Source organism: Tritonibacter horizontis, from assembly GCF_001518015.1.
Lineage (GTDB): Bacteria > Pseudomonadota > Alphaproteobacteria > Rhodobacterales > Rhodobacteraceae > Epibacterium > Epibacterium horizontis.
In genome coordinates this window covers 125961-148838 of the sequence record NZ_LPUY01000012.1, presented here as the reverse complement: position 1 = coordinate 148838, position 22878 = coordinate 125961, and the positions used below count along the sequence as shown (strand labels likewise).

General features: G+C 60.0%; 26 protein-coding genes and 1 pseudogene. 19 read left to right on the top strand and 8 right to left on the bottom strand.

Going from position 1 to position 22878, the window contains the following annotated elements; genetic code table 11:
• Window positions 1-73: 73 nt before the first annotated feature.
• The 5 genes from TRIHO_RS02785 (at window position 74) to TRIHO_RS02765 (ending at window position 4224) form a co-directional block, all read left to right on the top strand.
• On the top strand, window positions 74-940 hold the full coding sequence (locus TRIHO_RS02785) for an ABC transporter ATP-binding protein (RefSeq protein ID WP_068240208.1): 867 nt from the start codon (window positions 74-76) through the stop codon (window positions 938-940).
• Between the two features lie 10 nt (window positions 941-950).
• The gene (locus TRIHO_RS02780; protein WP_068240206.1) at window positions 951-1724 is read left to right on the top strand and encodes an ABC transporter permease; all 774 of its coding nucleotides are present in this window, start codon (window positions 951-953) and stop codon (window positions 1722-1724) included.
• A gap of 73 nt (window positions 1725-1797) precedes the next feature.
• Entirely contained in the window at window positions 1798-2823 is a 1026-nt protein-coding gene (locus TRIHO_RS02775) for an ABC transporter substrate-binding protein (RefSeq protein ID WP_068240205.1), read from the top strand.
• An 85-nt stretch (window positions 2824-2908) separates the two neighbouring features.
• Window positions 2909-3334 (top strand): hypothetical protein, encoded by a 426-nt coding sequence (locus TRIHO_RS02770; RefSeq protein WP_068240203.1) that lies wholly within the window; start codon window positions 2909-2911, stop codon window positions 3332-3334.
• The gene (locus TRIHO_RS02765) at window positions 3334-4224 is read left to right on the top strand and encodes a polysaccharide deacetylase family protein (protein ID WP_068240201.1); all 891 of its coding nucleotides are present in this window, start codon (window positions 3334-3336) and stop codon (window positions 4222-4224) included. Before TRIHO_RS02770 ends, TRIHO_RS02765 begins: the two co-directional genes overlap by 1 nt.
• A gap of 90 nt (window positions 4225-4314) precedes the next feature.
• Here TRIHO_RS02765 and TRIHO_RS02760 read toward each other — a convergent pair whose 3' ends face one another.
• Window positions 4315-4719 (bottom strand): Rrf2 family transcriptional regulator, encoded by a 405-nt coding sequence (locus TRIHO_RS02760; protein ID WP_068240199.1) that lies wholly within the window; start codon window positions 4717-4719, stop codon window positions 4315-4317.
• A 103-nt stretch (window positions 4720-4822) separates the two neighbouring features.
• Here TRIHO_RS02760 and TRIHO_RS02755 point away from each other — a divergent pair, with 103 nt between their 5' ends.
• From TRIHO_RS02755 to TRIHO_RS02740, 4 genes are all read left to right on the top strand, one after another.
• A complete protein-coding gene (locus TRIHO_RS02755) occupies window positions 4823-6217 on the top strand; it encodes an MFS transporter (protein WP_332307188.1) in 1395 nt (464 codons plus the stop codon).
• Entirely contained in the window at window positions 6214-6849 is a 636-nt protein-coding gene (locus TRIHO_RS02750; protein ID WP_068240195.1) for an SAM-dependent methyltransferase, read from the top strand. Before TRIHO_RS02755 ends, TRIHO_RS02750 begins: the two co-directional genes overlap by 4 nt.
• 208 nt (window positions 6850-7057) lie before the next feature.
• Window positions 7058-7309, top strand: a complete 252-nt coding sequence (locus tag TRIHO_RS02745) for a type II toxin-antitoxin system Phd/YefM family antitoxin (protein ID WP_068240193.1) — start codon at window positions 7058-7060, stop codon at window positions 7307-7309.
• The gene (locus TRIHO_RS02740) at window positions 7306-7572 is read left to right on the top strand and encodes a Txe/YoeB family addiction module toxin (protein ID WP_068240191.1); all 267 of its coding nucleotides are present in this window, start codon (window positions 7306-7308) and stop codon (window positions 7570-7572) included. Before TRIHO_RS02745 ends, TRIHO_RS02740 begins: the two co-directional genes overlap by 4 nt.
• Here the strand turns inward: TRIHO_RS02740 and TRIHO_RS02735 are convergent.
• A complete protein-coding gene (locus tag TRIHO_RS02735; protein WP_068240189.1) occupies window positions 7514-8500 on the bottom strand; it encodes a hypothetical protein in 987 nt (328 codons plus the stop codon). The genes TRIHO_RS02740 and TRIHO_RS02735 overlap by 59 nt on opposite strands.
• 219 nt (window positions 8501-8719) lie before the next feature.
• Complete coding sequence (locus tag TRIHO_RS02730) at window positions 8720-9430, bottom strand: FadR/GntR family transcriptional regulator (protein ID WP_068240187.1); 711 nt, start codon at window positions 9428-9430, stop codon at window positions 8720-8722.
• 160 nt (window positions 9431-9590) lie between these two features.
• Here TRIHO_RS02730 and TRIHO_RS02725 point away from each other — a divergent pair, with 160 nt between their 5' ends.
• From TRIHO_RS02725 to hydA, 5 genes are read left to right on the top strand one after another with little or no spacing between them, the layout of a single operon-like run.
• A complete protein-coding gene (locus TRIHO_RS02725; protein ID WP_232367691.1) occupies window positions 9591-10373 on the top strand; it encodes a transporter substrate-binding domain-containing protein in 783 nt (260 codons plus the stop codon).
• Window positions 10374-10431: 58 nt separating this feature from the next.
• Window positions 10432-11103 carry an amino acid ABC transporter permease gene (locus TRIHO_RS02720; RefSeq protein ID WP_068240183.1) on the top strand — a complete coding sequence of 224 codons (672 nt, stop codon included), beginning with the start codon at window positions 10432-10434 and terminating at the stop codon, window positions 11101-11103.
• Window positions 11103-11840, top strand: a complete 738-nt coding sequence (locus tag TRIHO_RS02715; protein WP_068240180.1) for an amino acid ABC transporter ATP-binding protein — start codon at window positions 11103-11105, stop codon at window positions 11838-11840. Before TRIHO_RS02720 ends, TRIHO_RS02715 begins: the two co-directional genes overlap by 1 nt.
• A gap of 21 nt (window positions 11841-11861) precedes the next feature.
• A complete protein-coding gene (locus tag TRIHO_RS02710) occupies window positions 11862-13112 on the top strand; it encodes a cysteine desulfurase-like protein (protein WP_068240178.1) in 1251 nt (416 codons plus the stop codon).
• Complete coding sequence (hydA, locus tag TRIHO_RS02705) at window positions 13109-14527, top strand: dihydropyrimidinase (RefSeq protein WP_082704988.1); 1419 nt, start codon at window positions 13109-13111, stop codon at window positions 14525-14527. The genes TRIHO_RS02710 and hydA overlap by 4 nt, the downstream gene beginning before the upstream one ends.
• A gap of 147 nt (window positions 14528-14674) precedes the next feature.
• Here hydA and TRIHO_RS02700 read toward each other — a convergent pair whose 3' ends face one another.
• From TRIHO_RS02700 to TRIHO_RS02690, 3 genes and pseudogenes are all read right to left on the bottom strand, one after another.
• Window positions 14675-15478, bottom strand: coding sequence for a sugar phosphate isomerase/epimerase family protein (locus TRIHO_RS02700; RefSeq protein ID WP_068240177.1), 804 nt, complete (start codon window positions 15476-15478; stop codon window positions 14675-14677).
• On the bottom strand, window positions 15475-16242 hold the full coding sequence (locus TRIHO_RS02695; RefSeq protein ID WP_165595877.1) for a sugar nucleotide-binding protein: 768 nt from the start codon (window positions 16240-16242) through the stop codon (window positions 15475-15477). Before TRIHO_RS02695 ends, TRIHO_RS02700 begins: the two co-directional genes overlap by 4 nt.
• 212 nt (window positions 16243-16454) lie before the next feature.
• Window positions 16455-17288 (bottom strand): annotated as a pseudogene (locus TRIHO_RS02690) (FAD-dependent oxidoreductase); the annotation flags it as partial.
• 116 nt (window positions 17289-17404) lie between these two features.
• Between TRIHO_RS02690 and TRIHO_RS02685 the strand changes: the two are divergent.
• From TRIHO_RS02685 to TRIHO_RS02665, 5 genes are all read left to right on the top strand, one after another.
• Entirely contained in the window at window positions 17405-17647 is a 243-nt protein-coding gene (locus TRIHO_RS02685) for a hypothetical protein (protein ID WP_068240171.1), read from the top strand.
• A 147-nt stretch (window positions 17648-17794) separates the two neighbouring features.
• Window positions 17795-18631: a glycosyltransferase family protein gene (locus TRIHO_RS02680; protein WP_068240170.1), complete on the top strand. Its 837-nt coding sequence runs from the start codon at window positions 17795-17797 to the stop codon at window positions 18629-18631.
• A gap of 144 nt (window positions 18632-18775) precedes the next feature.
• Window positions 18776-19543: a CgeB family protein gene (locus TRIHO_RS02675; RefSeq protein ID WP_068240169.1), complete on the top strand. Its 768-nt coding sequence runs from the start codon at window positions 18776-18778 to the stop codon at window positions 19541-19543.
• A 10-nt stretch (window positions 19544-19553) separates the two neighbouring features.
• Window positions 19554-19886, top strand: coding sequence for a methyltransferase domain-containing protein (locus TRIHO_RS02670; RefSeq protein ID WP_068240168.1), 333 nt, complete (start codon window positions 19554-19556; stop codon window positions 19884-19886).
• A 126-nt stretch (window positions 19887-20012) separates the two neighbouring features.
• Entirely contained in the window at window positions 20013-20195 is a 183-nt protein-coding gene (locus TRIHO_RS02665) for a hypothetical protein (RefSeq protein WP_068240167.1), read from the top strand.
• 92 nt (window positions 20196-20287) lie between these two features.
• Here TRIHO_RS02665 and TRIHO_RS02660 read toward each other — a convergent pair whose 3' ends face one another.
• Both TRIHO_RS02660 and TRIHO_RS02655 read right to left on the bottom strand, forming a co-directional pair.
• Window positions 20288-21553 carry a ribulose-bisphosphate carboxylase large subunit family protein gene (locus tag TRIHO_RS02660; RefSeq protein ID WP_068240165.1) on the bottom strand — a complete coding sequence of 422 codons (1266 nt, stop codon included), beginning with the start codon at window positions 21551-21553 and terminating at the stop codon, window positions 20288-20290.
• Complete coding sequence (locus TRIHO_RS02655) at window positions 21550-22863, bottom strand: four-carbon acid sugar kinase family protein (protein WP_068240161.1); 1314 nt, start codon at window positions 22861-22863, stop codon at window positions 21550-21552. The genes TRIHO_RS02660 and TRIHO_RS02655 overlap by 4 nt, the downstream gene beginning before the upstream one ends.
• Between the last annotated feature and the right edge of the window lie 15 nt (window positions 22864-22878).

Here is a 22878-nt window from a genome sequence, read left to right as displayed (position 1 = left end):
CCTTCAATTATAATTCAACGAGCGTTTACTTATTTGTTTCGGAGGACATGCGCTGTCGCGCAAAGCTGTCTCCATGAACATGACATCCAATATTCCCGCACCGACCTTGCCCATCGCGACACCGGAAACGACCCCGGCCTCCGTCCGAGCCAGGTCGGCGATCGAGCTTCAGGCCGCCTCTGTTGTCTTTGGCACCGGTGAGACGGCCGTCACCGCGCTCTCCCCGACCACGCTCAAGATGGCATCCGGCGAATTCCTCGCCCTTGTCGGGCCATCGGGCTGCGGCAAATCGACGATCCTCAAGCTGGTCAGCAACCTGATCCGACCCTCTGCGGGCGTCGTGCTTGTCGGAGGACGGGAGGCCGCGGCCCGCAAGCTGCGGATCGGCATGGCGTTCCAGAACCCGACCATGCTGCCCTGGCTGACCATCGAGCAGAACGTCATGATGCCGCTCAAGATCGTCGAGCCGTTCAAGCGCAGCTACCGGCAGGACAAGAAAGGGGCCTTCCGCGACCGGGTGCACGCATTGCTAAAGCAGGTGGGTCTGGGTGACTTCGCCAATCACTTTCCGTGGCAGCTCTCGGGCGGCATGTTGCAACGCTCCAACCTGTGCCGTGCGCTGATCCATGAGCCGGACCTGCTGCTGCTCGACGAGCCCTTCGGAGCGCTCGACCAGTTCACCCGCGAGGAACTCTGGCAGATCATGCAGGATCTCTACCTCGACCGCGCGCCGACCGTGTTGCTTGTCACCCACGACCTGCGCGAGGCGGGTTTCCTTGCCAGCCGCATCTGCGTGATGAGCGCACGGCCCGGGCGGGTGATCTCTGACGAGCCGGTAACGCTGCCACAGCCGCGCGATATCGCCACGATCTATAGCCCTGAATTCGTCGAAATGACCCAGAACCTGCGCGAGATGATCGCGCAAGCCCGTAGCTCCTGAGGGCCGCCCAATGTCAGATAACCTACGCACCCGCTTCCTCTCCACCTCTCTCATCGTCGGGTTTTTCCTGCTGTGGGAGGTGCTTTGCATCATCCTCAATGTCTCGGACCTCGTTTTGCCGCGTCCGTCCGAGATCCTCGTCACGATGTACAACCGCTTCCCGGTCCTGTGGCCGCATATCCTGCAAACGCTCTCCACGACGTTGATCGGTTTCGCATTCGGCGTGACCATCGGTGTCGCGCTTGGGGTGATCGTCGGCACCTCCAAGGTGGCCTACGCCGTGGCGTATCCGCTGCTGGTGGGTTTCTCTTCGATCCCCAAGGTCGCTGTCGTGCCCATTTTTGTGCTGTGGTTCGGCTCCGGAACGACGCCGGCGATCCTGACGGCCATGGTGATCTGCGTCTTCCCGATCGTGGTGAACATCGCGACCGGCTTGGCCACGACCGAGCCCGAGCTTGAGGACGTGCTCAAAACCATGGGTGCCTCCCGGTCCGAGATCCTGTGGAACGTCGGGCTGCCACGCGCGATGCCCTATTTTTTCGCGTCGCTGAAGGTGGCGATTACGCTCTCCTTTGTCGGGGCGGTCCTGTCGGAAACCGTGGCCTCCAATATGGGGATCGGCTTCGTGATGATGACGGCCTCGTCAAATTTCCAGGTCTCCCTGGTCTTTGCCGGGCTGATCCTGCTCGCGCTGATGGGGGTCATTCTTTACGCGATATTTTCGCTGCTCGAACGCCGGATCACCGGTTGGGCCACCCGTGGCAACGACATCGCGATCACCTGACCCAGAGAACCGTCGGGGACAAGGCCCCCCGAGCGGAACTGCAACTGAAAACAACCAAAAAGGGATGACAATTATGAAACATACAATGATCTCGGCCGTGCTTGGCGTCATGCTCAGTGCCGTCCCGGCTTTCGCCGAGATGACGGACATCCGGTTCACGCTGGGCTGGAAGACGCAAGGCTCCGACGCGCCCTTTCTCGTGGCGCTCAACAAGGGCTATTTCGAAGAAGAAGGCCTCAACGTTACAATCGACCAGGGCGAAGGCTCTGCCGCGACAATCACACGCATCATGGGTGGGGCCTATGACGCGGGCTTTGGCGATATTAACGCGATCATCCAAAATGCCGCCGCCCGCCCGGGGGAGGCACCGGTCATGGTCTTCCAGATGTGGAACCGCCCCCCCTTCGCCATTGCCGTTTCCAAAGAAAGCGGCATCACCAAGCCGAAAGATCTGGAAGGCCTGACGCTGGGCGGTGCGCAGGGCACGCCGACGACCCGGCTCTTCCCGGTCTTCGCGCGCCTGAATGACATCGACATTGATACCGTCGCCTACGAATCCCTCGCGCCGAACCTGCAAGAACCTATGCTGATCCGCGGCGACATCGACGGTGCCTATACCTTCACCGTGTCGAGCTGGTTCAACCTGATTGCCAACCGCAAGGACCCGGCCAAGGACTTCACCTGGCTGAACTACGAAGATTACGGGATGGATCTTTATTCCAACGGTATGATGGTCTCGCGCGCGCTTCTGACGGAGAATCCTGACGCTGTTGCCGGCCTTGTGCGCGCAGTGACCAAGGCGACGATGGAAATCACCAAGGACCAGGACGTGGCGGTCGAGGCGATCGTGGCTTTTGATAATCTCGTGGATCCCGAACTTGAGCGCGCCCGTCTTGAGTTCGCCCTGACCAAGCTGATGAACCACAGCGAAACCGCCGAGACCGGTATCGGCGGCCTCGTGGAGGCCCGTCTGGCGCGCTCGATCGACCTGATCGTCGAGGGTTATGGCCTCGAGGCGACGCCTGCCGCTTCCGAGATCTTTGACGGCTCGTTCCTGCCGCCGGTGGCCGAGCGCACGCTCGACGTCGCACTCAACTGATCCTGCCTGAACCGGGAGATGAATGCGCGCCGGACCTGTCCGGGGCGCATTTTGCTCTCTGTCGCCCGCCGAAAGGAAAGACACTATGGACATCCGCACCGATTCCGCAGCCGCAGCCAAGGCCCTCGTCGAGGCCTATCTCGAACGCTCGATGGTTCCCGATCCCGAAGGGGCCGCGCAATATACGGCCGCCGACCTCAGCATAACCTTCACCGGAGGTCGGCGGTTTTCCGCACCTGCCGAATGCACCGCTTTCAACGCCAAGCGCTATGCCTGGGTGAAGAAGAAATTCCTGCGCACCGATGCGGCGCTAGACGCCGAGACCGGTGACGTGCATGTTTACAACACCGGCTACCTCTACGGGGAGTGGAAGGATGGCAGCGCTTTTGAGACCAACCGCTACATTGACATCTTCGTCGTGCGCGACGGCAAGATCGTCAGCACACAGGTCTGGAACGACAGCGCAGAAATCCTGCTCGACAAGGCCGGTATTGCGGAGGCCCCTCTTTGATGCAACTGAAGACACATGGACGCTATGACTACAGCGCCATAACAAAGCGCCCGGTCTATGATTGGCCGGGCGGCAAGCGCCTGGCGGTCTACATTGGGCTCAACCTTGAGCATTTCGCTTTTGGCGAGGGACTTGGGGCGGAGCTGGCTCCGGGCGGGCCGCAGCCCGATGTGCTCAACTATGCGTGGCGCGACTACGGCAACCGGGTCGGCGCATGGCGGCTGCTGGAGATGTTCGACGCGCTGGACATGCCCGTCAGCGTGCTTACCAATTCCGTTATGTACGACTATGCTCCGGCGCTGATGGACGCACACCGGGCGCGCGGCGACGAGATCGTCGGCCATGGCCGCACCAATTCCGAACGTCAAAGCGTGTTGTCGGAGGCGGAAGAGGCCGCACTGATCGCTGAAGCAACCGATGTCCTGACCCGTGCGGAAGGCGTCGCGCCGCGCGGCTGGCTCTCTCCCTGGATCGCGGAAAGCCCCGTGACGCCGGACCTGCTGAAGGCGGCAGGCTATGACTACACCCTCAATTGGGCGATGGACGACCAGCCGGTTTGGATGCGCACGGCGCATGGCCCGCTGTTGTCGATCCCCTATCCGCAGGAAGCCAACGACATCCCCTCCATCGTCGGGCGCAAGGACGGGGCGGATGCTTTTGCTCAAATAGTGCAGGAGAATTTCGACGAGATGCGCGCGCAATCGGTTGCGCAGCCACTCGTCATGGGCATCGCCCTGCACCCCTATCTTGTCGGTCAACCCTTCCGCCTGCGCGCCCTGCGCCGCGTGTTGCAGCATATCTGCGCGCATCGCGACGAGATCTGGCTGACCCGCGCCGGCGACATCTTCGACTTCTGCCAAACCTGTGACGCAATCCCCAGGCCTGAGTGAGACTGCAACGCACAGGCCGTCCGCCTGCTCAGGGCACTTCTTGCGCTCGACCATGGTATGCAACTGACCCCAACACGGGGCCATGCGCTGTTATGTCCTGACGATCTCGGCAACGGTGAAAGCGGTCAGACGCGCTTCGAAGACCTGGCGCGCCGCGTGAAGTGCGTCGTTTGTTGCGCTGTTTGCCGCCCGCGCCAGCAGGCAACTGGGTTGGCCCTCATCGGGAGAGATCGCAAAGAGCTCCGGCGAGCCGAGCGCCCTGTACAGATCCAGCAGAGATATGTCCTCTAACGGCCGCGACAGGCTCCACCCGCCGCCATGCCCCTTGGTGGAGCTGAGCAGCCCAGCATTTCGTAACCCGGCAAGCGTGCGCCGCACCACTGTGGCATTTGTCTCCAGCATGCCGGCGATCTCCTCCGATGTCGCGGGACGATCCATTTCCGCCAAATGCAACAACGCGTGCAAAACGCGGGGAAGTCGGCTGTCGGTTCGCATGGCACCTCTCATGATACTTTTGATGATACGAGAGTTGACCTCTCGTCCTTATACGTGTCATATGATGTTACGAAAGATTCGCCCCAAATACCAGAGTTTCCAGATGACCGTGACCGTTTCTCGGACCCGATGGCTTGCCATGGGTTTCCTTTGCCTTGGCAGTTTTATGAATCTGCTAGATGTGACCATTGTCACTGTCGCCCTGCCGCGCATCCAGACCGATTTGGGCGCGACGCCGACCCAGTTGGAATGGGTGGCTGTGATCTATGTTCTGGCGCTGGCGGTCGGGCTGTTGCCGATGGGCCGGTTCGGGGACAGTTGGGGGCGCAAGCCTCTGTTCATCTGGGGGATGCTCGGCTTTACTCTCGCCTCCGCGGCCTGCGCCGGGGCCACGAGCATCACCATGCTGATCGGTGCACGCTTGGTGCAGGGTCTGTCTGCGGCCCTGATGGTGCCGCAGGTGCTGGCGATCTTGCACGTCACCTTTCCGCCCGAAGAAAAGACCCGAATTATCGGCCTGTTTGCCGCGCTGTCGAGCCTCGCCGCGGTTGCCGGGCCGGTTGTCGGAGGCGGATTGATCGCCCTCGACCCCTGGGGGCTGCATTGGCGGGTGATCTTCCTTGTCAATGTGCCATTGGGGGCCGTGGCCATCATTGGCGCAGGGCTTACGGTTCCGGCCGACAGGGGTGTTTCGCGTCAGGTCGATTGGGTCGGCACACTGCTGTTTGCGCTGACGACGGTCTGCCTCGTGCTGCCGTTGATCGAGGGGCGCGCCTTGGATTGGCCGTGGCAGATGATGGCGCTTCTGGTCGCCGCGATACCGCTGGCGGGACTGACGGTCAGCCATATGCTGCGCCGGGGGCGCCACGGTGCGGCCGTCCTCATCCCCACCAGTCTGTTGCGCAATTCGGCGTTTTTGCAGGGCCTGGTCCGGGTCGTATTTGTCTTTTCCGGGATCCCGGGCTTCTTTCTCGTGTTGAGCGTTTACCTCCAATCGGGTCTCGGTCTGACACCACTGCAAAGCGGCCTTGCGACGGCAGCGTTTCCGGTTGGGGTCATGGTGGCCTCGATGAATGCCGCCCGCCTGGGCGATTGGCCCCTGTCCGGGCGGATTGGTCTTGGCACGGGGGCGCTGGCGACAGGCCTGGCGCTGACGGCGCTGGTGCTCTGGCAGGCCGGCGCGGGCATCGCGTCATGGCACCTGACGGCGCCGCTGCTGATCTGTGGACTCGGCATGGGAACGGTGGTGGTGGCGCTGTTCCAGTCGGTGATGGCCACCGCCCCGGCGGCGGAATCCGGTGCCGCTTCGGGCGCGGTGCAGGCCTTCCAGCAAATCGGCGCCGCACTTGGCATCGCCATCGTTGGCAGCGTCTACTTCGGCTTTTTGACAACCGCAGCGCCGCTGTTGGCCTTGATGGCGGCCTGCATCTATCCGTTCACCCTCTTTACCCTTCTCGGCCTTGGCAGCCTGCTCAACCACAGAAAGGAAACCGCATGAGACCTCCTGTCCTCGACACCGACACCCCTGAAAGTTTCTGGGATCGCCATTGGACCGGGATGACCCGGCCCAGCAGCGGCACGCCCACCGCCGTGCTGGCGCGTCTGGTCGCGGGGCGTCTTGCCGGTCGGGCCGTGGATCTTGGCTGCGGGCGCGGCGACGATGTGGTCTGGCTTGCCCGGCAAGGGTGGCAGGGGGTCGCCGTCGATGTCTCGCCCGCCGCCCTGAAGGCAGTGGAGCAAAATGCCCAGGCCGCTGGCGTCGCGGAGAAAATCACCTGCGCGCGCCATGACCTGTCCCAAAGCCTGCCCGATGGTGCCTTCGACCTTGTCCTGTCGATGTTCACCCACTCGCCACTGGATTTCGACCGCGCCGCCGTGCTGCGTGCTGCTGCAACCCTCGTCGCGCCAGGTGGACTGCTGCTGATCGCGGGACATGGAAGCCTTGCCCCCTGGGCCTGGACCGATCCGGAGATCCAGATTCCGACGGCGCAGGACGTGGCTGACGCTCTTGCCCTGCACGATTGGAAGGTGGTTGAAATCGCCGACTACCCCCGCGAGGTGCGTGGGCCCGACGGGCAAATGGTGGAGGTGCTCGACTGTGTTACCGCTTTGGAACGACCCGGAGACTAAGCGCACCGGATCCGGTCGGCGGGCTTGCGGAGGGGTTCGCAGTGGAAATCACGCTGTCGCGCTGAACAATGTCCTGCAGGGGGCGCTGGTCTCTTTCGTCAATCCTCCATGAAATTGACTGCGGCCTTCGCACCACCCCTTTATTTGTACGTAATATTGTACATCTTGTGCGTATGCTATACGTATAGAGGGGCAAAGGAGAGTCGACATGGATGTTGTGACCTATTCAGACGCGCGCGCTCAACTGAAGAGCGTCATGGATCGGGCGATCCACGACAAACAAGAAGTCGTGGTGACGCGCAAAAAAGGTGAATCGGTGGTGGTCGTATCCTTGGAAACCTGGAACGCCGTCAACGAGACGCTGCATCTGTTGTCGACACCGAACAACGCATCTCGGTTGCGCGCGTCGATCGCGCAACTTGATGCTGGTACAGGCGAAGAGCGTGAGCTGCCCGAGTGAAGCTGGTTTTTTCTGATCAGGCCTGGGAAGACTATCAGTACTGGGTCAGCACCAACGACAAGGTGCGTGAGCGGATCAACGAGCTGATCAAGCAATGCAAGCGGACCCCTTTTAAAGGAACCGGCAAGCCGGAACCTTTGAAGGGCGACCTGACCGGCTGGTGGTCCCGGCGCATTTCGCAGCAAGATCGCATGGTTTACCGGGTCACCGGGACCGGCGACAGCCAAAGGCTGGAGATTGCACAACTGCGGTTCCATTACTGAATTTCCGGCCTGTTGCTCCCTTGAACAGGTTGCCCATTCCAGAAGTCGTCGCCAGTTCAGCGGACTTTGCTTCATGTTTGCGGGCCTCTGAAACACGGCCGCGATCTCGTAGATGCGTGGCCAAGTCGATCTCAATTGAATAGCTTAAGGCGGTCGCCCCCAGGCGTTCCGCCTCGTTGCAGAGCACGGCAAGCTCTTCTGGGGCGGCCTCCCCGGTCAACAGTCGAACCAAAAGGCGCTCGCGCGCCACAGCCAGCAGGCCAGGCCTATGGCGGGTTGCTTCGAAACCTTTCTGCGCGTGCTCCAGCGCTTGCAGGATTGTTGAGATCGGTCGGAGTGCATTTCGCGCTTTTTGAGCCGCCACGATCCAGGTGTCGGCTCCAAGGTGGGGGAACCCGGCAAGGCGGGCAAAGTGGGCGCTGCGTTCGGCGCAGGCCAGGACCTCAGATGTGGTGGTGGCGGTTGCCGCAAGCCAACGTTCGGCGGTCGCCGCGCGATACGGCGACACAACGGCCAGGTCAGGGATGAGGGACTGAAGTTCTGACCGCGCCGCCTGTGGCGGGATCATCCAAGTCATGCCAGCCAGCAATTCAACACGTAGGAAAAGGACCCGCAGAACGATGGAGTCAGAGATGCCGCTGGTCATGAGGGCGCCAGCATGCGCGCGGGCTTGGGCGACATCACCCGTCGATTGGGCCTCAAGGCCAATCAGCTGCATTCGAAAGAGCTGTTTCTCGGACGGATCGGCGGCAACGAGACTGGCCCGTTCGAGCATGTGCCGAGCGGCGTTGAAGTCCCCCTGTTCGAGCTTCAGGCGCGCCAGCCATTCATATTCTGCGGGGGAGAGCCCCTCAGGAAGTTCGCTCAGCCAGGCAGCCAGGTAGTCACCGCATGAAACTGCCGATTTGAGTTGTTCTAACGTGTCCAATGTCCCAACATCTGATGCACCAGGCTAAGTCTTTGCGACGTCGAAAACCCGCGCCAAATTCGGACGGCGGATCGAGTGCAGAACGGCCAGGCGCGCGACATCACGAAGGCCATGGTCAGCACTTCTACTTTCTAATCCAGGCAAATTCTCAAATCTATGCTGCAAAGCGCGTGTTGGGGGAAACGGCGGTTGGCGGGCCAGGGTCCCCTGTTCGGGCCGTCAGGCACTGCTGGCAACGTCGATCCCGGCGATCAATGCGGTGTTGCGGATGTGTTCGCGCATCGCTTCTGCGGCCGCTTCGCCCTCGCGGCGCTGCAGGGCTGACAGGATCGACCGGTGTTCCTTGATCGACGCTTCCATTCGGGCGACTTCGGTTCTGGGGATGGGGGCGCGTTGGCTTTCGGTCAGGACATCGTTGATTGATTTGTAAAACCCGCGCAGCATCCCATTCGGGCAGGCCTCGGCGATCAACGCGTGAAAGGTCAGGTCCGCCTGGACATGGGTTATCAGGTCTCCGCTGCGCCAGGAGGTTTCAAAGGCCTGACAGGCCTCACTGAGCTCTGCCAGTTGGGCGCCGTTCAGAACCGGCGTCGCAAGTCGGCACAGTTCGGATTCCACCAGCATCCGGGTTTCGAAAACCTCCGACAGGGAGAAACTGCCATCAAACCGCCAGGCCAGCGGCGGCTTTGCTTCGGCGCGGGAGCTGTCGACAACAAAGGTGCCGCGCGCAGGCAGGGTGCGCAACAGGCCCAGCGTTTCCAGGGTCATCAGCGCCTCACGCAAGGAGGCGCGCGACACGCCGAGCTGTTCTGCCAGCAGGCGCTGCGACGGAAGTTTGGTGTCCGGAGGGAAGGCGCCTTCACGAATCATCGCTTGAATCCGTCGGCTGACGACCTCGGTCACGGGCAGTTTTCCGTAGTCTTCTTGCATTCCTACCGTCCATTTTCTGAGCGTTGCCGGATCTTTGGCACACATGTGTTGAAATAACGATTGCATAAAACGCCAACTCGCGCCAGCTTGTTCATACCGGTCCGACTGGTCAGACCACTCAAGATAAATAATGCCGGAAAAGCACAGGGAGATCATGAAAATGAACAAGCTCATCCAAGGTACCGCGCTCGCCGCCGCGCTTTTTGCAACGACCGCCACCGCCCAGGACGTCCTGGAAGTCGGCGCCAACATCGGCAATGTGCCGTGGGAATTCCAGGACGCCGAAGGCAATTTCACCGGCTTTGAAGTTGAACTGGCCAATGCTGTTGCCGACAAGCTCGGCCGCGAGATCGAGATCATCAACATCCCATTCAACGGATTGTTTTCAGCTGTTCAGTCCGGCCGCATTGACATGGCAATGTCGTCGATCACCATCACCGACGAGCGTCTGAAATCCGTCACCTTCGCGCAGCCCTATTATGACAGCGACCAGTCCCTGACGGTGACAGCCGAAGGCCCTGCCTCGCTCGACGACATGAAAGACAAGGTCGTGGGCGTCGATACCGGTTCCACCGGCGATATGTGGGCAACGGAGCATGCCGAGGACCACGGCTTTGCCAATATCCTGCGCTACGAAGGCCTCGCCCCGGCGATGCTGGATCTGCAGGCCGGGCGTATCGACGGTTACATCTCTGACATTCCGGCGCTGCAGTATTACGTCAAGGACAAGCCGGCGCTGAAAGTGGTTCAACGCATCACCACCGGCGAGAAATATTCCTTTATGTTCGACAAGGACGCTGCGCTTGCAAGCGACGTGAACGAGATCCTCACCGGCCTCAAGGAAGACGGCACCCTGGCGGCGCTGCATGAAAAATGGTTCGGCGCTGCGCCCGAGGCAGATACCTCTACCGTGACTGTCCTGGACATGCCGGCCGCGAAATAACCGCAAAACCTCATCGCTTGGAACCCGGCCGTGGGTCGGGTTCCGGCAAGGAAATACCATGGATCTGTTTGAGACTTTCTTCAATCTCGAGGTGCTGCAGCAAAGCTGGCCGATGCTCATCAAAGGGCTGTGGCTGACGCTGAAACTGGGCATCGCGAGCATCATTGCCGGGCTCGTGCTGGGGCTGTTCCTGTGCCTGTTGCGGCTCTATAGCGTGGCCCCGGTCCGGTTTCTGACCCGTTGCTACATCAATGTGTTCCGCTCGATCCCGCTGCTCGTTCTGTTGATCATCGTTTATTACGCGCTGCCCTTTGTCGGCATTCGCCTGTCTTCCTTTGCCTCGGCGATGGCCGCACTGACCCTGGTCTCTGGCGCCTATACGGCAGAGATCTTTCGTGCCGGCATCGAAGCAGTGCCAAAGGGACAGTTCGAAGCCGCCGCCGCCCTTGGCCTGAGCCCGCGCCAGACGATGGCGGATGTGATCCTGCCGCAATCGGTGCGCATCGTCATTCCGCCGCTGACCAACAATTCGATCAATGTGATCAAGGACACCGCGCTGGCCTCGGTGGTGGCAATGCCAGATCTGCTGAAACAGGCCACACAGGCCCAGGCGCTGGCCGCCAATCCGACGCCACTGATCGGCGCGGCTGCGATTTACCTGGCCTTCCTGCTGCCGGCGGTCTTGTTGGTCGGTCAGCTGGAAAACCGCATGAACCGGGGGAAATCGTGATGACCGGCTACATCAGCATCAGAAACCTGCACAAATACTACGGTCCGTTTCACGCGCTGACCGGCATCGACCTGGACATTGCCGAAGGCGAGGTGGTTTGCGTTGTCGGCCCGTCCGGGTCCGGCAAATCAACCCTGATCCGCTGCATCAACATGCTGGAACCTTTCAGCGAGGACAGCGAAATCCTTGTCGATGGCGTGCGGGTCAAACCCGGCGCCAATCTGGCCAAGGTGCGCACGGAGGTGGGCATGGTGTTCCAGAGCTTCAACCTCTTTCCGCATCTGACCGTGCGGGAAAACATCATGCTGGCACCACGCCGGGTGCGCCGGACGCGCAAATCCGAAGCCTCGGCCGAAGCGGACCGGCTGTTGGCGCGGGTCGGGTTGACCGACCATGCCGATAAATATCCAAGCGGTCTGTCCGGCGGCCAGCAACAGCGCGTGGCCATTGCCCGCGCGTTGGCGATGGAGCCGCGCGCCTTGCTGTTTGATGAACCGACATCGGCGCTTGACCCCGAAATGGTCGGCGAAGTGCTGGACGTGATGCGCGATCTGGCCCGCTCTGGCGTCACGATGATCGTGGTCACGCACGAAATGGGATTTGCCCGGCAGGTCGCAGACCGCGTGATTTTCATGGATGGCGGCGCCGTCGTCGAAAGCGGCGATCCCGCCGACATCTTTGCCGCCCCAAAAGAAGCCCGCACCCGCGATTTTCTGCAGGCCGTGCTGGACCATTGATTCAAGAATGAGGACAACAGGATGCCCGAGCATCAAGACCAACTGAACATGGCGCAGCTGCGCGGAAAATTCCCGGCGCTGGCCAAGGACTGGACCTTTTTCGACAATGCGGGCGGGTCCCAGACCCTGCAGGGGGCGATTGACCGGATCGTCGAGTTTCTGACCCACCGGGATGTGCAGATTGGCGGCAGCTACGAGATTTCACTGGCCGCTGCCGATGCGCTGATGCAGGGCCGCAAGGCCGCGCAGCTGTTGGTCAATGCCGACCGCCCCGAAGAGATCGTGTTTGGCCCGTCGACAACCGTGCTGACCCAGACCCTGGCCGCCGCGATGCGCAGCCAGTTCAGCCCCGGCGACGAGGTCATCGTCACCCATGCCGATCACGAATCCAACATCGGCCCCTGGGACCGGCTGCAGGAATTCGGGGTCGTCATCAAGGTCTGGCCCTTTGATCCGGACACCGGACAACTGTCGCTCGACCAGCTTGCCCCGCTGATGACCGAGCGCACAAAACTGGTCTGTATCCATCACGTGTCCAACATCCTCGGGCAGATCAATCCGGTTGCGGAGATCACCGATTTTGTTCATGCGCGCGGTGCGAAAATCTGCGTGGATGGGGTCGCCTATGCGCCGCACCGGGCCATCGACGTGACCGGTTGGGACGTGGATTACTACATCTTCAGCCTCTACAAATGCTACGGTCCGCACACGGCGATCATGTATGGAAAATATGATCTTCTGGCCGATCTCGACGGGCTCTATCACTACTTTTACGGCAAGGACAAAGTGCCGGGCAAACTGGAACCCGGCAACCCGAACTACGAGCTGGCCTATGCCACCACGGCCGTGGTGGAGTACCTGCAGGAGCTCGGCGCCGGATCTGGCCGGGCCGCGCTGGAGGCCGGATTTGCCGCGATCGCCCGACAGGAACAGGTGCTGACAGACAAGCTCCTGGCCTGGCTCAACACGCGCAACGATTGCACGGTCATCGGCCCCGCAGAAAACCCCGACAACAGCCGCGTGCCGACGATTGCCTTCCGCTTTGACGGATTGAATTCCGGCGCTGTCGCCCGGGCGATGGACGCTCACCGGGTTGCGATCCGGTTTGGCGATTTCCATTCCCGCCGCCTGGTCGAGGGTCTGGGCGAAACCCATGGCGACGGCGTGCTGCGGGTTTCCATGGTGCACTACAACACCGTCGCCGAAATCGACAAGCTGACGGCCGGGCTCGACCAGGTGGTGCGCAGTCTGCGTGAGGAGGTGTCGGCATGAGCCTGCCCGATCTTGTCATTCGCGGCGGCACCCTTGTGACGGCCAGCGACCGCTTCCAGGCCGACCTTGCCGTCACCGATGGCAAGATCACCCAGATCGCCAGCCGGATCGAGGGCGGCCATGAAGAGATCGACGCCAGCGGTCTTCTGGTGCTGCCCGGCGGCGTCGATGCCCATGTGCATCTTGCCCAGGAGCAGGGCGACGGCACCGTGATGGCGGATGATTTCGCCTCTGGCACCCGTTCGGCGGTGGCGGGCGGCAATACCACCGTCCTGCCCTTTGCGTTGCAACGCAAGGGCCAGTCCCTGCGCGAGGCGGTGCGCGACTACCACGCACAGGCCGAGGGGCAGAGCTGGTGCGATGTATCGTTTCACATGATCATCACCGACCCGACGCCGCAGGTGCTGGGTCAGGAACTCCCGGCGCTGGTGCGCGAAGGCTATACCTCCTTCAAGGTGTTCATGACCTATGACGACATGGTGCTGAACGACGCCGAACTGCTGGATGTCTTTGACGTGGCACGACGCGAAAACGCGCTGGTGATGGTCCATGCCGAGGGCCACGACGCCATCAAATACATGACCCGCAAGCTGGAGGAGCAGGGCAAGACCGCGCCCTATTATCACGCCGAGGCCCACGCCCAGATCGCCGAGCGCGAAGCGACCCACCGCGCGATCTCGCATGCGCAACTGGTGGATGTGCCAATTGTCATCGTGCATGTCTCGGGCCGGGACCCGATGGAGCAGATCCAATGGGCCCGGGCGCGCGGTCTGCAGGTCTTTGCCGAGACCTGCCCGCAATATGTCGCGATGACGGCCGAGGACCTCAAGGGTCTGAACATGGACTTTGAGGGTGCCAAATACGTCTGCTCGCCGCCGCCCCGCGACAGCGACAGCCAGGCGGCGATCTGGCAGGGGCTGCGCGACGGCACCTTTGACATCTTTTCCTCTGATCACTGCCCGTTCTATTTCGACGGCGAGAACGGCACCGGCAAGGATAACCCGCGCGCACGGACCTCGTTCAAATGGGTGCCAAACGGCATCCCCGGCGTCGAAACCCGGCTGCCGATCCTGTTTTCCGAAGGTGTGAGCAAGGGCCGGATCACGCTGGAACGCTTTGTGGCACTGACCTCGACCAACCCGGCCAAGCTCTATGGCATGTATCCCCAGAAAGGCGCGCTGATCATCGGCGCCGATGCGGATATCACCCTGTGGGACGCCAATCGTCGCGCTCCGGTGCGCCAGGTGGACCTGCACCACGGGGCGGACTACACCCCCTATGAGGGGATGGAGATCACCGGCTGGCCGGTGCGGACCATCCTGGGTGGCCGCACGGTGTTCGCGGCGGGCACCTTCACCGAGGCCGCGCCGACCGGGCGATATCTGCCGCGCGGCTATTCGCCCAAGCAGCTCTAGACACGACAAATAGGGGGGGCGTATCGAAAGCCCCCCACGAGGCTCCTGTCGGCCCGTTCCCCGCCGGACGACACCCGAATTGGAGCCTCGCAGGATGGGTGTTGTCTTGCGGGGCCGCCCCTTTTGGCATTGCCCCAGCAAAAGAACCTAAAAGCACCCCTGCATTACAGCGATGGCCTGCTTGCAATCACGTTGCCATTGATCGCCGGTGCGCAGCATTTCAATCGACGCCCAGACAGCTGTGTTGGCCACGTCGTCAAGCGCTTGGCCCAAAGACGTGTAATCGGCTGACAGCCTGTCGAAAGAGGCAAGATTTGGTTCCGACAGATGAAGATGTGCGATATCCGCCTGATGATCGCGGATCTCGGTGGTCGGGTCGTTGCCTGCGCTGATTGAGCGTGCTGTATCAAGCATCGTGAATAGGTTTTGCGCGCCAATTGCGCGTAGGGCGTCAATGACCTTCTGGCATGTGTTCAGATAGTCGCAGCCCATGTTTCGGGTTAGCGGTTCGATGCACAAATTGAAGCGGTAGGCTTTTAATGCGGCATCCAGACGGGTCAGACGCTCTGGTCCCAAATCGGCAATGGCGCTGCTATCTATCGGTAGTTTCCTAAGCGATGGCGCGCCAAAAACCCCTAAGGGAACGCCGAGATCGTCTGCGAGATCGGCAACCCGGTGGGTCTGGTCCAAGAGCCGCGCAAACTCCTCCTCTGGCCCCAAAAGAGACGCCCCATCGAGGCCATAATAGATGGCCTGAAAGGCAACCGGCGATAGTCCGTGATCAGTGAGGCGCGCCCGATACCCCTCAATACCCCACTCGGATTTCCAGATGCGGGGCGGCAACAGCTCAATTCCGCGTACCGCGTGCGCGTTCAAAAGGGCAAACCCGTCTGCCTCCTCCAGATCGGACCACGCCAGAGCTGAAACGCTGAGCCGACTTTGCGACCTCATGTGATCCCTGCTTCGTCGGCCACGAACGTCTGAAGCGCCGCAATCACCTCCTCCTTGCCCATGATGTAGCCATCGGTCCGCTCAAAGAGGGCATCGTGGCAGGTCCGGAAATCATAGCGCGGTGCAAGACCTTCTGGTGCGCCGATGGGGGATCCCTTGAACACCCTCTCAACCAACTCCTCGGTGGCCAAAGGCTCCGGTGCCAGATGCAACAAAGAGAGATCGTTTGAAACTGCGCGCGCCATATCCTCAGCCAACCTGTCAAGCGGGTACCACTGAAATGCGCTGTTTGGATTGATGTTCTCCAGCAAGCGCTGATGCATCAGGTCGAAGATGATGTTCTTTTTCAAGCCTCGGCCAAAAAGTCCGGGTAGCCGCAGAGTCGTGACTTTTGGGAAATCTGTGGCGATGAACCGTTCCAGCTCCAAACGATGCAGGCCATAGGCATGCAACCCTTGTTGGATCGGGTCCGTGGTTTCATCCACGTTCACGGGGGTTTTAAAGACATCAATCGTCGAGATCTGCACAAACCGCCTTGCCGAAATGGTGGACAGCACCTCCATCAGACTGGCGATATTGGCTCGATCTTGGTCGGGCTCTTTGTTCGCGCGCCATTTTTCTGCCGGCACACCACAGTTCACTACGAGATCAAACGTCTGCCCCCGTATTTCATTGATGGTTGTGCTGTTGACCGTCCGGTCGAAGTCTCGCGCTCTTGCCAGTGTTGACCCGACAAAGCCGGTGTGTCCGATGAGTAGGTCCACGACAATTCCTCCGTCCTGGAAATTTCGCTCAGTATTCTCTCTGAGGCGTAGAAGATGGTGTCGATTTTTCCCGACATAACCTTGAAGACACGATCATCGCGTTCGATACGGCAGGCGCGGTTGTCCTGCAGGCCATGTGGCTTTGTCTTGATCGACAACTGTGGTGCCAGATACCGGGTGTTGCTCATGAAATCCGGCCAGTAGAGGGCAATCTACTCCTCCATGCGGAACCGGATATCGTCCAGTTCTTCGCGACTGACGCTGTTCAGCCTGTGCTCTGCTTCGGTTGCGGTCGCGAATTGCCCCAATGGCGTGTGGGTGACGCTCGACAAGGTGTAAAGCCCGGGCTGGCCGGTTGGATACATCGAGGCAAGCGGGCCATCGACAAGTGTGAGCGCGAAGGGGGGAAGCGAAAATTCGTAATAAAACAACACCGTTGGTTCAAAAAAAACGGAGGACTTGAGAGGCAGAAATTTCGACCAGGAGGCATCGATCAGAAAGTCATAGCAATCGCCGTGCAAGAGGACGCCATGCCGTCGATATTGAAGGTCTGACTGCCGGATCGACGTGCCCAAGACGAGATCATCTTGCAGCTCAGTCCGAAAAAAGGATCGGGCCAAATCCACATCGATTGCCCGCTCTGCCGTATCCATGACCCCCGAAATGTTGGTCAGGTTCAACGCGCAGGCCGACGGGGGAACCTCGGTGAATTCGATGCCGCTGCTGGCCATAATCGCTTTGTACGTGCGGTAGTCGATCAGCGATTGGTCAGCCGCCACCGCGTACAGATTTGGAGAGACATCAACTGTCAGATGGCCATACCGCTCCAGAAATCGATTGAAGCCGTCTCTTGATTGCATGCGGGTTTCATAGTCGCGCGCATAGTGAAACCCTTGGTGCAAGCGGTTTTGATTGAAGCCTGACGCTTCTGTCATGATGTCTTCGCGACGATCAAAGATCGTGACGGAATACCCCAGGGATTTTAGGAAGCGCGCGATGTGGCAGCCATACCAGCCCGCTCCAATAATCGCGACTCTCATTCTAAAACCCGCATATTGACGATTTACATCTCTTGTTCGGCGCCTGAGACGTTCCGTAGCTCCAGACTCCTACAGCTAGGTTTTAGAATGACTGATTCTCGCTGAACGCGTAGGAGGAATAGATGCGTAAAGCTGAGCGACCGATCACGCTTTTGTTGGGGTTTACCCACCCCTCCTTCGTTGTAGAGAATTTTTTGGAGCAAATGGCAGGCGGCCTCACCTGCCTGAACTACCAACCGCATCTCCTTTACATTGATCAGGACATCAACGCCCAAATCGCGGGGCTTGATATAGGTAAAGTGGAGTTGGTGCTGAGCCTCGGTGGGCTCCCCCTGAAGCTCAACATCAATCAACAGCCCATCTAAGAGGCATTCTCGTGCCCCTTCGTTCTGTATCTGATCGACAACATCCTCTACGAATTCAATAATATCAAATCTGTTGGTGAATTTTTTAACGCCGCGGTCGACCGGCCGAATCTACACGTTGCCTGTTGCGAACGCACGTCGGCGGCCATGCTGACAGAAATCTGGAGCGCGCGCGGGTGCGACAAGCCGGTGCACTTCATGCCGATGGCGGGCTTCTTTCAGGGTGGGGGCATCAGCAGCAACAAGAAAGACGCGATTGCTGTCGTCGGCAACCTCGGCGCATTGCCCGCAGTCGGCGCCAAGGCGGCGAATTCGTTGCAGGACCTGGTGGCCGCGAATTGTCCAGATGGCACCTCGGAAGCGCAAATTTCAGATATAGTTTCAAGGGTTACCAGCGAAACTTTCAAAGGGAACGTCGCCAAAGACGTGCTGGCCGCGCTGTCATTGCCCGCGACATCCCTGCTGGACCCGACGATCCTCCGTTTGGCAACAGCAGTCGATCGTATGCTGCGTCTCATTTCCCGCTACAGTAAAGTGAACAGCCTGCGCGGTTTGCCCGTGGACCTATATGGCACGGGTTGGAAAGAAGCCTTCCCTGACCATGAAGGATTCACTTTTTGCGGCCAGGTTGCGCATCCCGAAGTTGTCAATGTGTTGGGCCGCTACAAGGCGACTTTGAACTTTGATCCTGGTTTCGAGGACGGCCAGCATGACCGTGTCCTTTCAGCGCTCGCGCAGGGCACCCATGTGATCACGAATGAAAACAGATTTCCGAGTGAAATTCCCAGCGCCGCCGAAGGGATACATACCTTTCCTTACGCTGCCGTCGATATTTGTGAGGCAGCAGAAAATGCGCTTTTGCGTGCCAGGGGCGAAGATCTTGAGCTCGATAGCAAAGACCTGATCTTACGACACGGGTGGATTGAGCGATTTTATGAGCTGACGAAGCGCATAAATGAAATCGAGCCTGCCTCTGCGAATTAATAATTTTTTGATCCGATTGAAGTAATTTAACTCAACCCGTTGTAATTATTATACAGCCTAAGAGGAACACAGGACGGTCTCATTGCTATTGTTCAGCCGCGTCCACCAGGATATCAACATGCCGCAGCTTTTAACGAAATTGCATTGGGGTTGAAGGCGGGGTTTTCGGAGCTTGGATATTCGGCAATCCTCGCAGAAGACAACCTCTTTCCCAATGCGCGCCATATTGTGCTTGGCGGCCATCTGCTCAGTTCGGGTGCTCTGATGAATTTGCCCGAGGACACTGTGCTTTTCAATCTTGAACAGCTAAGTGAGACCAACTGGGCGGTCAAGCCAGCCTACAAGCAGGCGCTCTCCCAATTTGAGGTGTGGGATTACAGTGAGCGGAATATTGAGTTTCTCAAAGCTCTGCGCGGTGATGAAAAGGTAAAACATGTCCGGCTTGGCTACGCTGACGAGCTGTGCCGCATCCCTCAACGTGACGAGCAGGAAACCGATGTCCTGTTCTACGGCATGTTGAATGTTCGGCGCCAGAAAATTGTCGACGACCTGCGCGCTGCCGGACTGAATGTCACCGCGGTTACTGGCGTCTACGGTGCGAAGCGGGATGGCATGATTTCTCGATCAAAAGTCGTTCTGAATATGCACTTTTACGAGACACAGATCTTTGAGATCGCTCGGGTGTCCTACCTGCTGGCCAACAAAAAAGCAGTCGTCTCGGAAATTGGCGAGAACACTCAGATCGACCCTGATCTGTTGAACTGCATACAGCCGTCGACCTACGAAGACCTCGTTGAGACTTGCAAGTCGCTTGTGGCCGACACGCCACGGCGTCAGGAATTGGCAAATCGTGGATACGAGATCTTCAGAAACATGAAGCAGTCTGAATACTTGAAGCACGTACTTCACTGAGGAGAATGAAATGGAAATGTCCAATCCGGTAGAAGACCGGAGCGAAGCGGTTCTGCCAGTCAAACTTAATATCGGCAGTGGCAAGGACTTTCGAAGCGATTGCCTGAACCTGGACTACTCTGATTATTGGAGTCCGGACATTCAGGTGGATCTCAGCAGGAAGGATCTCGTTGGGTCATGTTTCCCGACGGACCGGTTCGGCGAGGTTGAAATTAAGCACGAAATGTTCGACGAGATCATTTGCAATGATGTGATCGAGCATATTCCCGACCTCGTGTCTGCGATGACGAACTGTCTCAATGTTCTGAAGTTTGGTGGGAAATTCAACATCTTGGTCCCGTAAGATCTGTCCTTCGGGGCCTGGCAGGATCCAACACACATCCGCGCATTTAACGAGCGCAGCTGGCTATACTATACCGACTGGCATTGGTACCTTGGATGGGACCAAGCCCGGTTTGACATGGAGAGCATGAAGTACAACATCTCCCCGATTGGGCAGCAGCTTTTATCTGCGGGCACTCCACAAGATGTCTTGATCCGGACGCCTCGTGCCGTGGATTCGATGGCCGTTGTTTTGGTTAAGCGAGAGCTGAACGAAAAAGACCGGCGGACGTTGGAGCACTTCCGAAGCCGCGGCACAGAAGCCAGCTGAGTCCCGTCCCCAACGCAAATGGTGGAAGCGGCCGCCCTGTTCTTTTGGGGGCCGACGCCCTGTGATCTGGATGCCCGAACCCGCCCCGATGCCTAAAGGCTGATGTTGGGGCGGGGGAATTGAGCCATTGCTTGGGACAGGGGATCCCCCTTGGTTGCGAAGGCCTCAATCGGGATGCCTTGCTGGGCGGCCTCGGCGGCCAGTCTGAGGCTTTCGACGCCCGCCGCCGGGCCGCTTGGGTGGCTCATGATCCCGCCCCCGGCACAAAAGATGAAATCGTCGTTGCCCAGGACCCGCCGCGCCGGGTCGATTTGCCAGATGGTCTGACCCGAAGAATAGACTGGCATGCTTGTGTGGGCGGGACCTCCGTGATCGGACACCGGGGTTTGCACGGCGCGGGCGGCCTCGGCGACAGTGGCATCATCTTCGGTGAATTTGTTGGCCAAGCCGTTCACATGCAGGTGGTCGACACCTGCCAGGCGCCAGAGTTTCTGCATCACCTCGAAGCTGATCCCAACATCGGGCGACCGCGAATACACCCCCCAACCGGCCCGGTGCCCGTGGATCAGCGCGGCACTGTGGTCGCGTACGGATCGCACACCCGCCTGCCCGGCCGATGAAACGCAAACCATGGCGCAGGACGCACCAAGCCGTTGCATCTTGTCGAGGTTGCGTTTCATCTGATCGATTTCATCGGTGATATTGGCCGCATACAGAACGGTTTTGCCGGTCTTGTCGGCATGATCGTTGATGACCCGCATCACCGCCTCCAGGCGGGCGTCGAACGGGCAATCCGGACCATTGGCCTGCAATTCGTCGTCTTTGATAAAGTCGATACCGGCCGCGACCAGGCTGCGCACAAGATCCGCGGTGTCTTGTGCGGTCAGGCCGATGCTCGGCTTGATGATGGTGCCAATGAGCGGCCCGTCGTGACCGCCCATAAAGCGCCGCGTGCCCGTCGCGCCGAATTGCGGACCTGGGTGCGCCCTGGCAAAGTCTGCGGGCAGATCCATGCGGACCAGGCGGATGGCCGAGAGTTCGGCCAGTTCAAAGAGGTTCCCCGCCAGCGTCGACAGAAGCGTCGGCAAGGAGGTGCCAAAATTTCCCAGCGGCCAGCTGACGGTGACCAGGCCACGGTCGTAGGTGGCGCCGGTCTTGCGCGTCGGCAGCGCGGGCTTTGATGCGGAGCCGGTGGCGGTAATGCTTTCAATCACCGCTGCGGATCGGGCGCGCAGTTCATCGGTTTCCGCCGCAAGTCGCACAAAGGTTCCGGTTGATTGCTCGCCGGCCAGCACACTGGCCGCGCGGTCAAGCCCGACGGGTGTTTCGATATCGTAGGTTGCGTAAATGCGGGTCATCGTTGGCCGCCTCCGTCCCGTATCCAGCCGAAATAATCGGGGCTTCCCATCTGGCCGCCCTTCAATGCGAGTTCCAACCCGTCCCGCGGCCCATCGGCATGAGCCCGGAACAGAGCCGCACCCGGAATTGTGGGCGCCAGCGCGGACAGGGCAAATACCCCCAGTCGCGCCATCGCATAGCCGGAGGTGTCGCCCCCCGACACAATGGCGCGTGTCACATCGGACCGGCGCAATATCGCGTCGAGCACCCGACCCAAAGCGTCGCCCAGACGCCGGTTCACCACCTCCATGCCAAGGCCGGCAAGGCGCGCCTGTTCTGTCAGCGATTTGACGGCGGGATCCTTCGGACCCTCGGCAGTATAGATCAGTGGGTCCTTGCCATCGCGCAATGCAGCCAGTGCCGCCTCGACCATCTGTTCGATTTCCGTCTGCAGCTGGGCGTCGTCCTGACAGGCCGCCAGTGCATTGAACCGTATCGTTGCAAACCCATTGACGCGCGACCAGGCGATTTGCTCTGCCGTCACCGGAGAGACAGACCCCGACACGGTAACCATGCCCTTGGCGCGCCCGATCCCGGCAGGCAAGGGGCACGGCTCCAGCAGGCCGGCCGCGATCCAATGACGCACCAGCGCATATTCGACCCCTTGCGAGCCGACCACAAAGGGGGCTTCTGCGCGATCTTGCCATATCGCTTCGCCCACTGCGCGCTCTTCATTATCAGTGGAGCAATCTATTGAAATCAGGGTGATATCTGCCCCGTCCTGTGGTGCAATGCGGCGAGATTGCAGCGCGATATGGCGCGCCGGGCGGGGCTCTGTCATCGGGGTCACAGGGTGACACGACATCACCGGATGCTGATCCAATCGATACATCTCTCCTTTGAACTCGGCGAATAGCTCTCCGGCTATCTGGATGCGGCCCATCTGCGGGGCCGCGACGAGGACCGGCACTGTTTTGACACCGGCAAGGTCCGCACCGATTTCAATCGCACATCCGATCGAGCCGACGTCAGGCGCGGAATCCAACGTCGAGCAAATCTTATAGTGCAGGAGCTGTGGTGCCAGATCGGCCAGCGCCCGAAATGCGGCCGGCAGGTGGCGGCGCATCCAGTCCGGTGACCGGGCCCGCGCCGTCGAGGCCACGCCGACCGCCTGAAGATCCGGATAGGCCGCCAAAAGCTGCTGCGTTGGCGGTTCGAAGAACAGCATCGCCTTAACCCCGGCAAAGGCCAGGACCTCCATCACGGCAGCGGCGCCGGTGAAGTCATCGCCATACCAGGCGACCGCGATCCCTGTCGGTAATCTATTCAACGCAGCACCTTCATT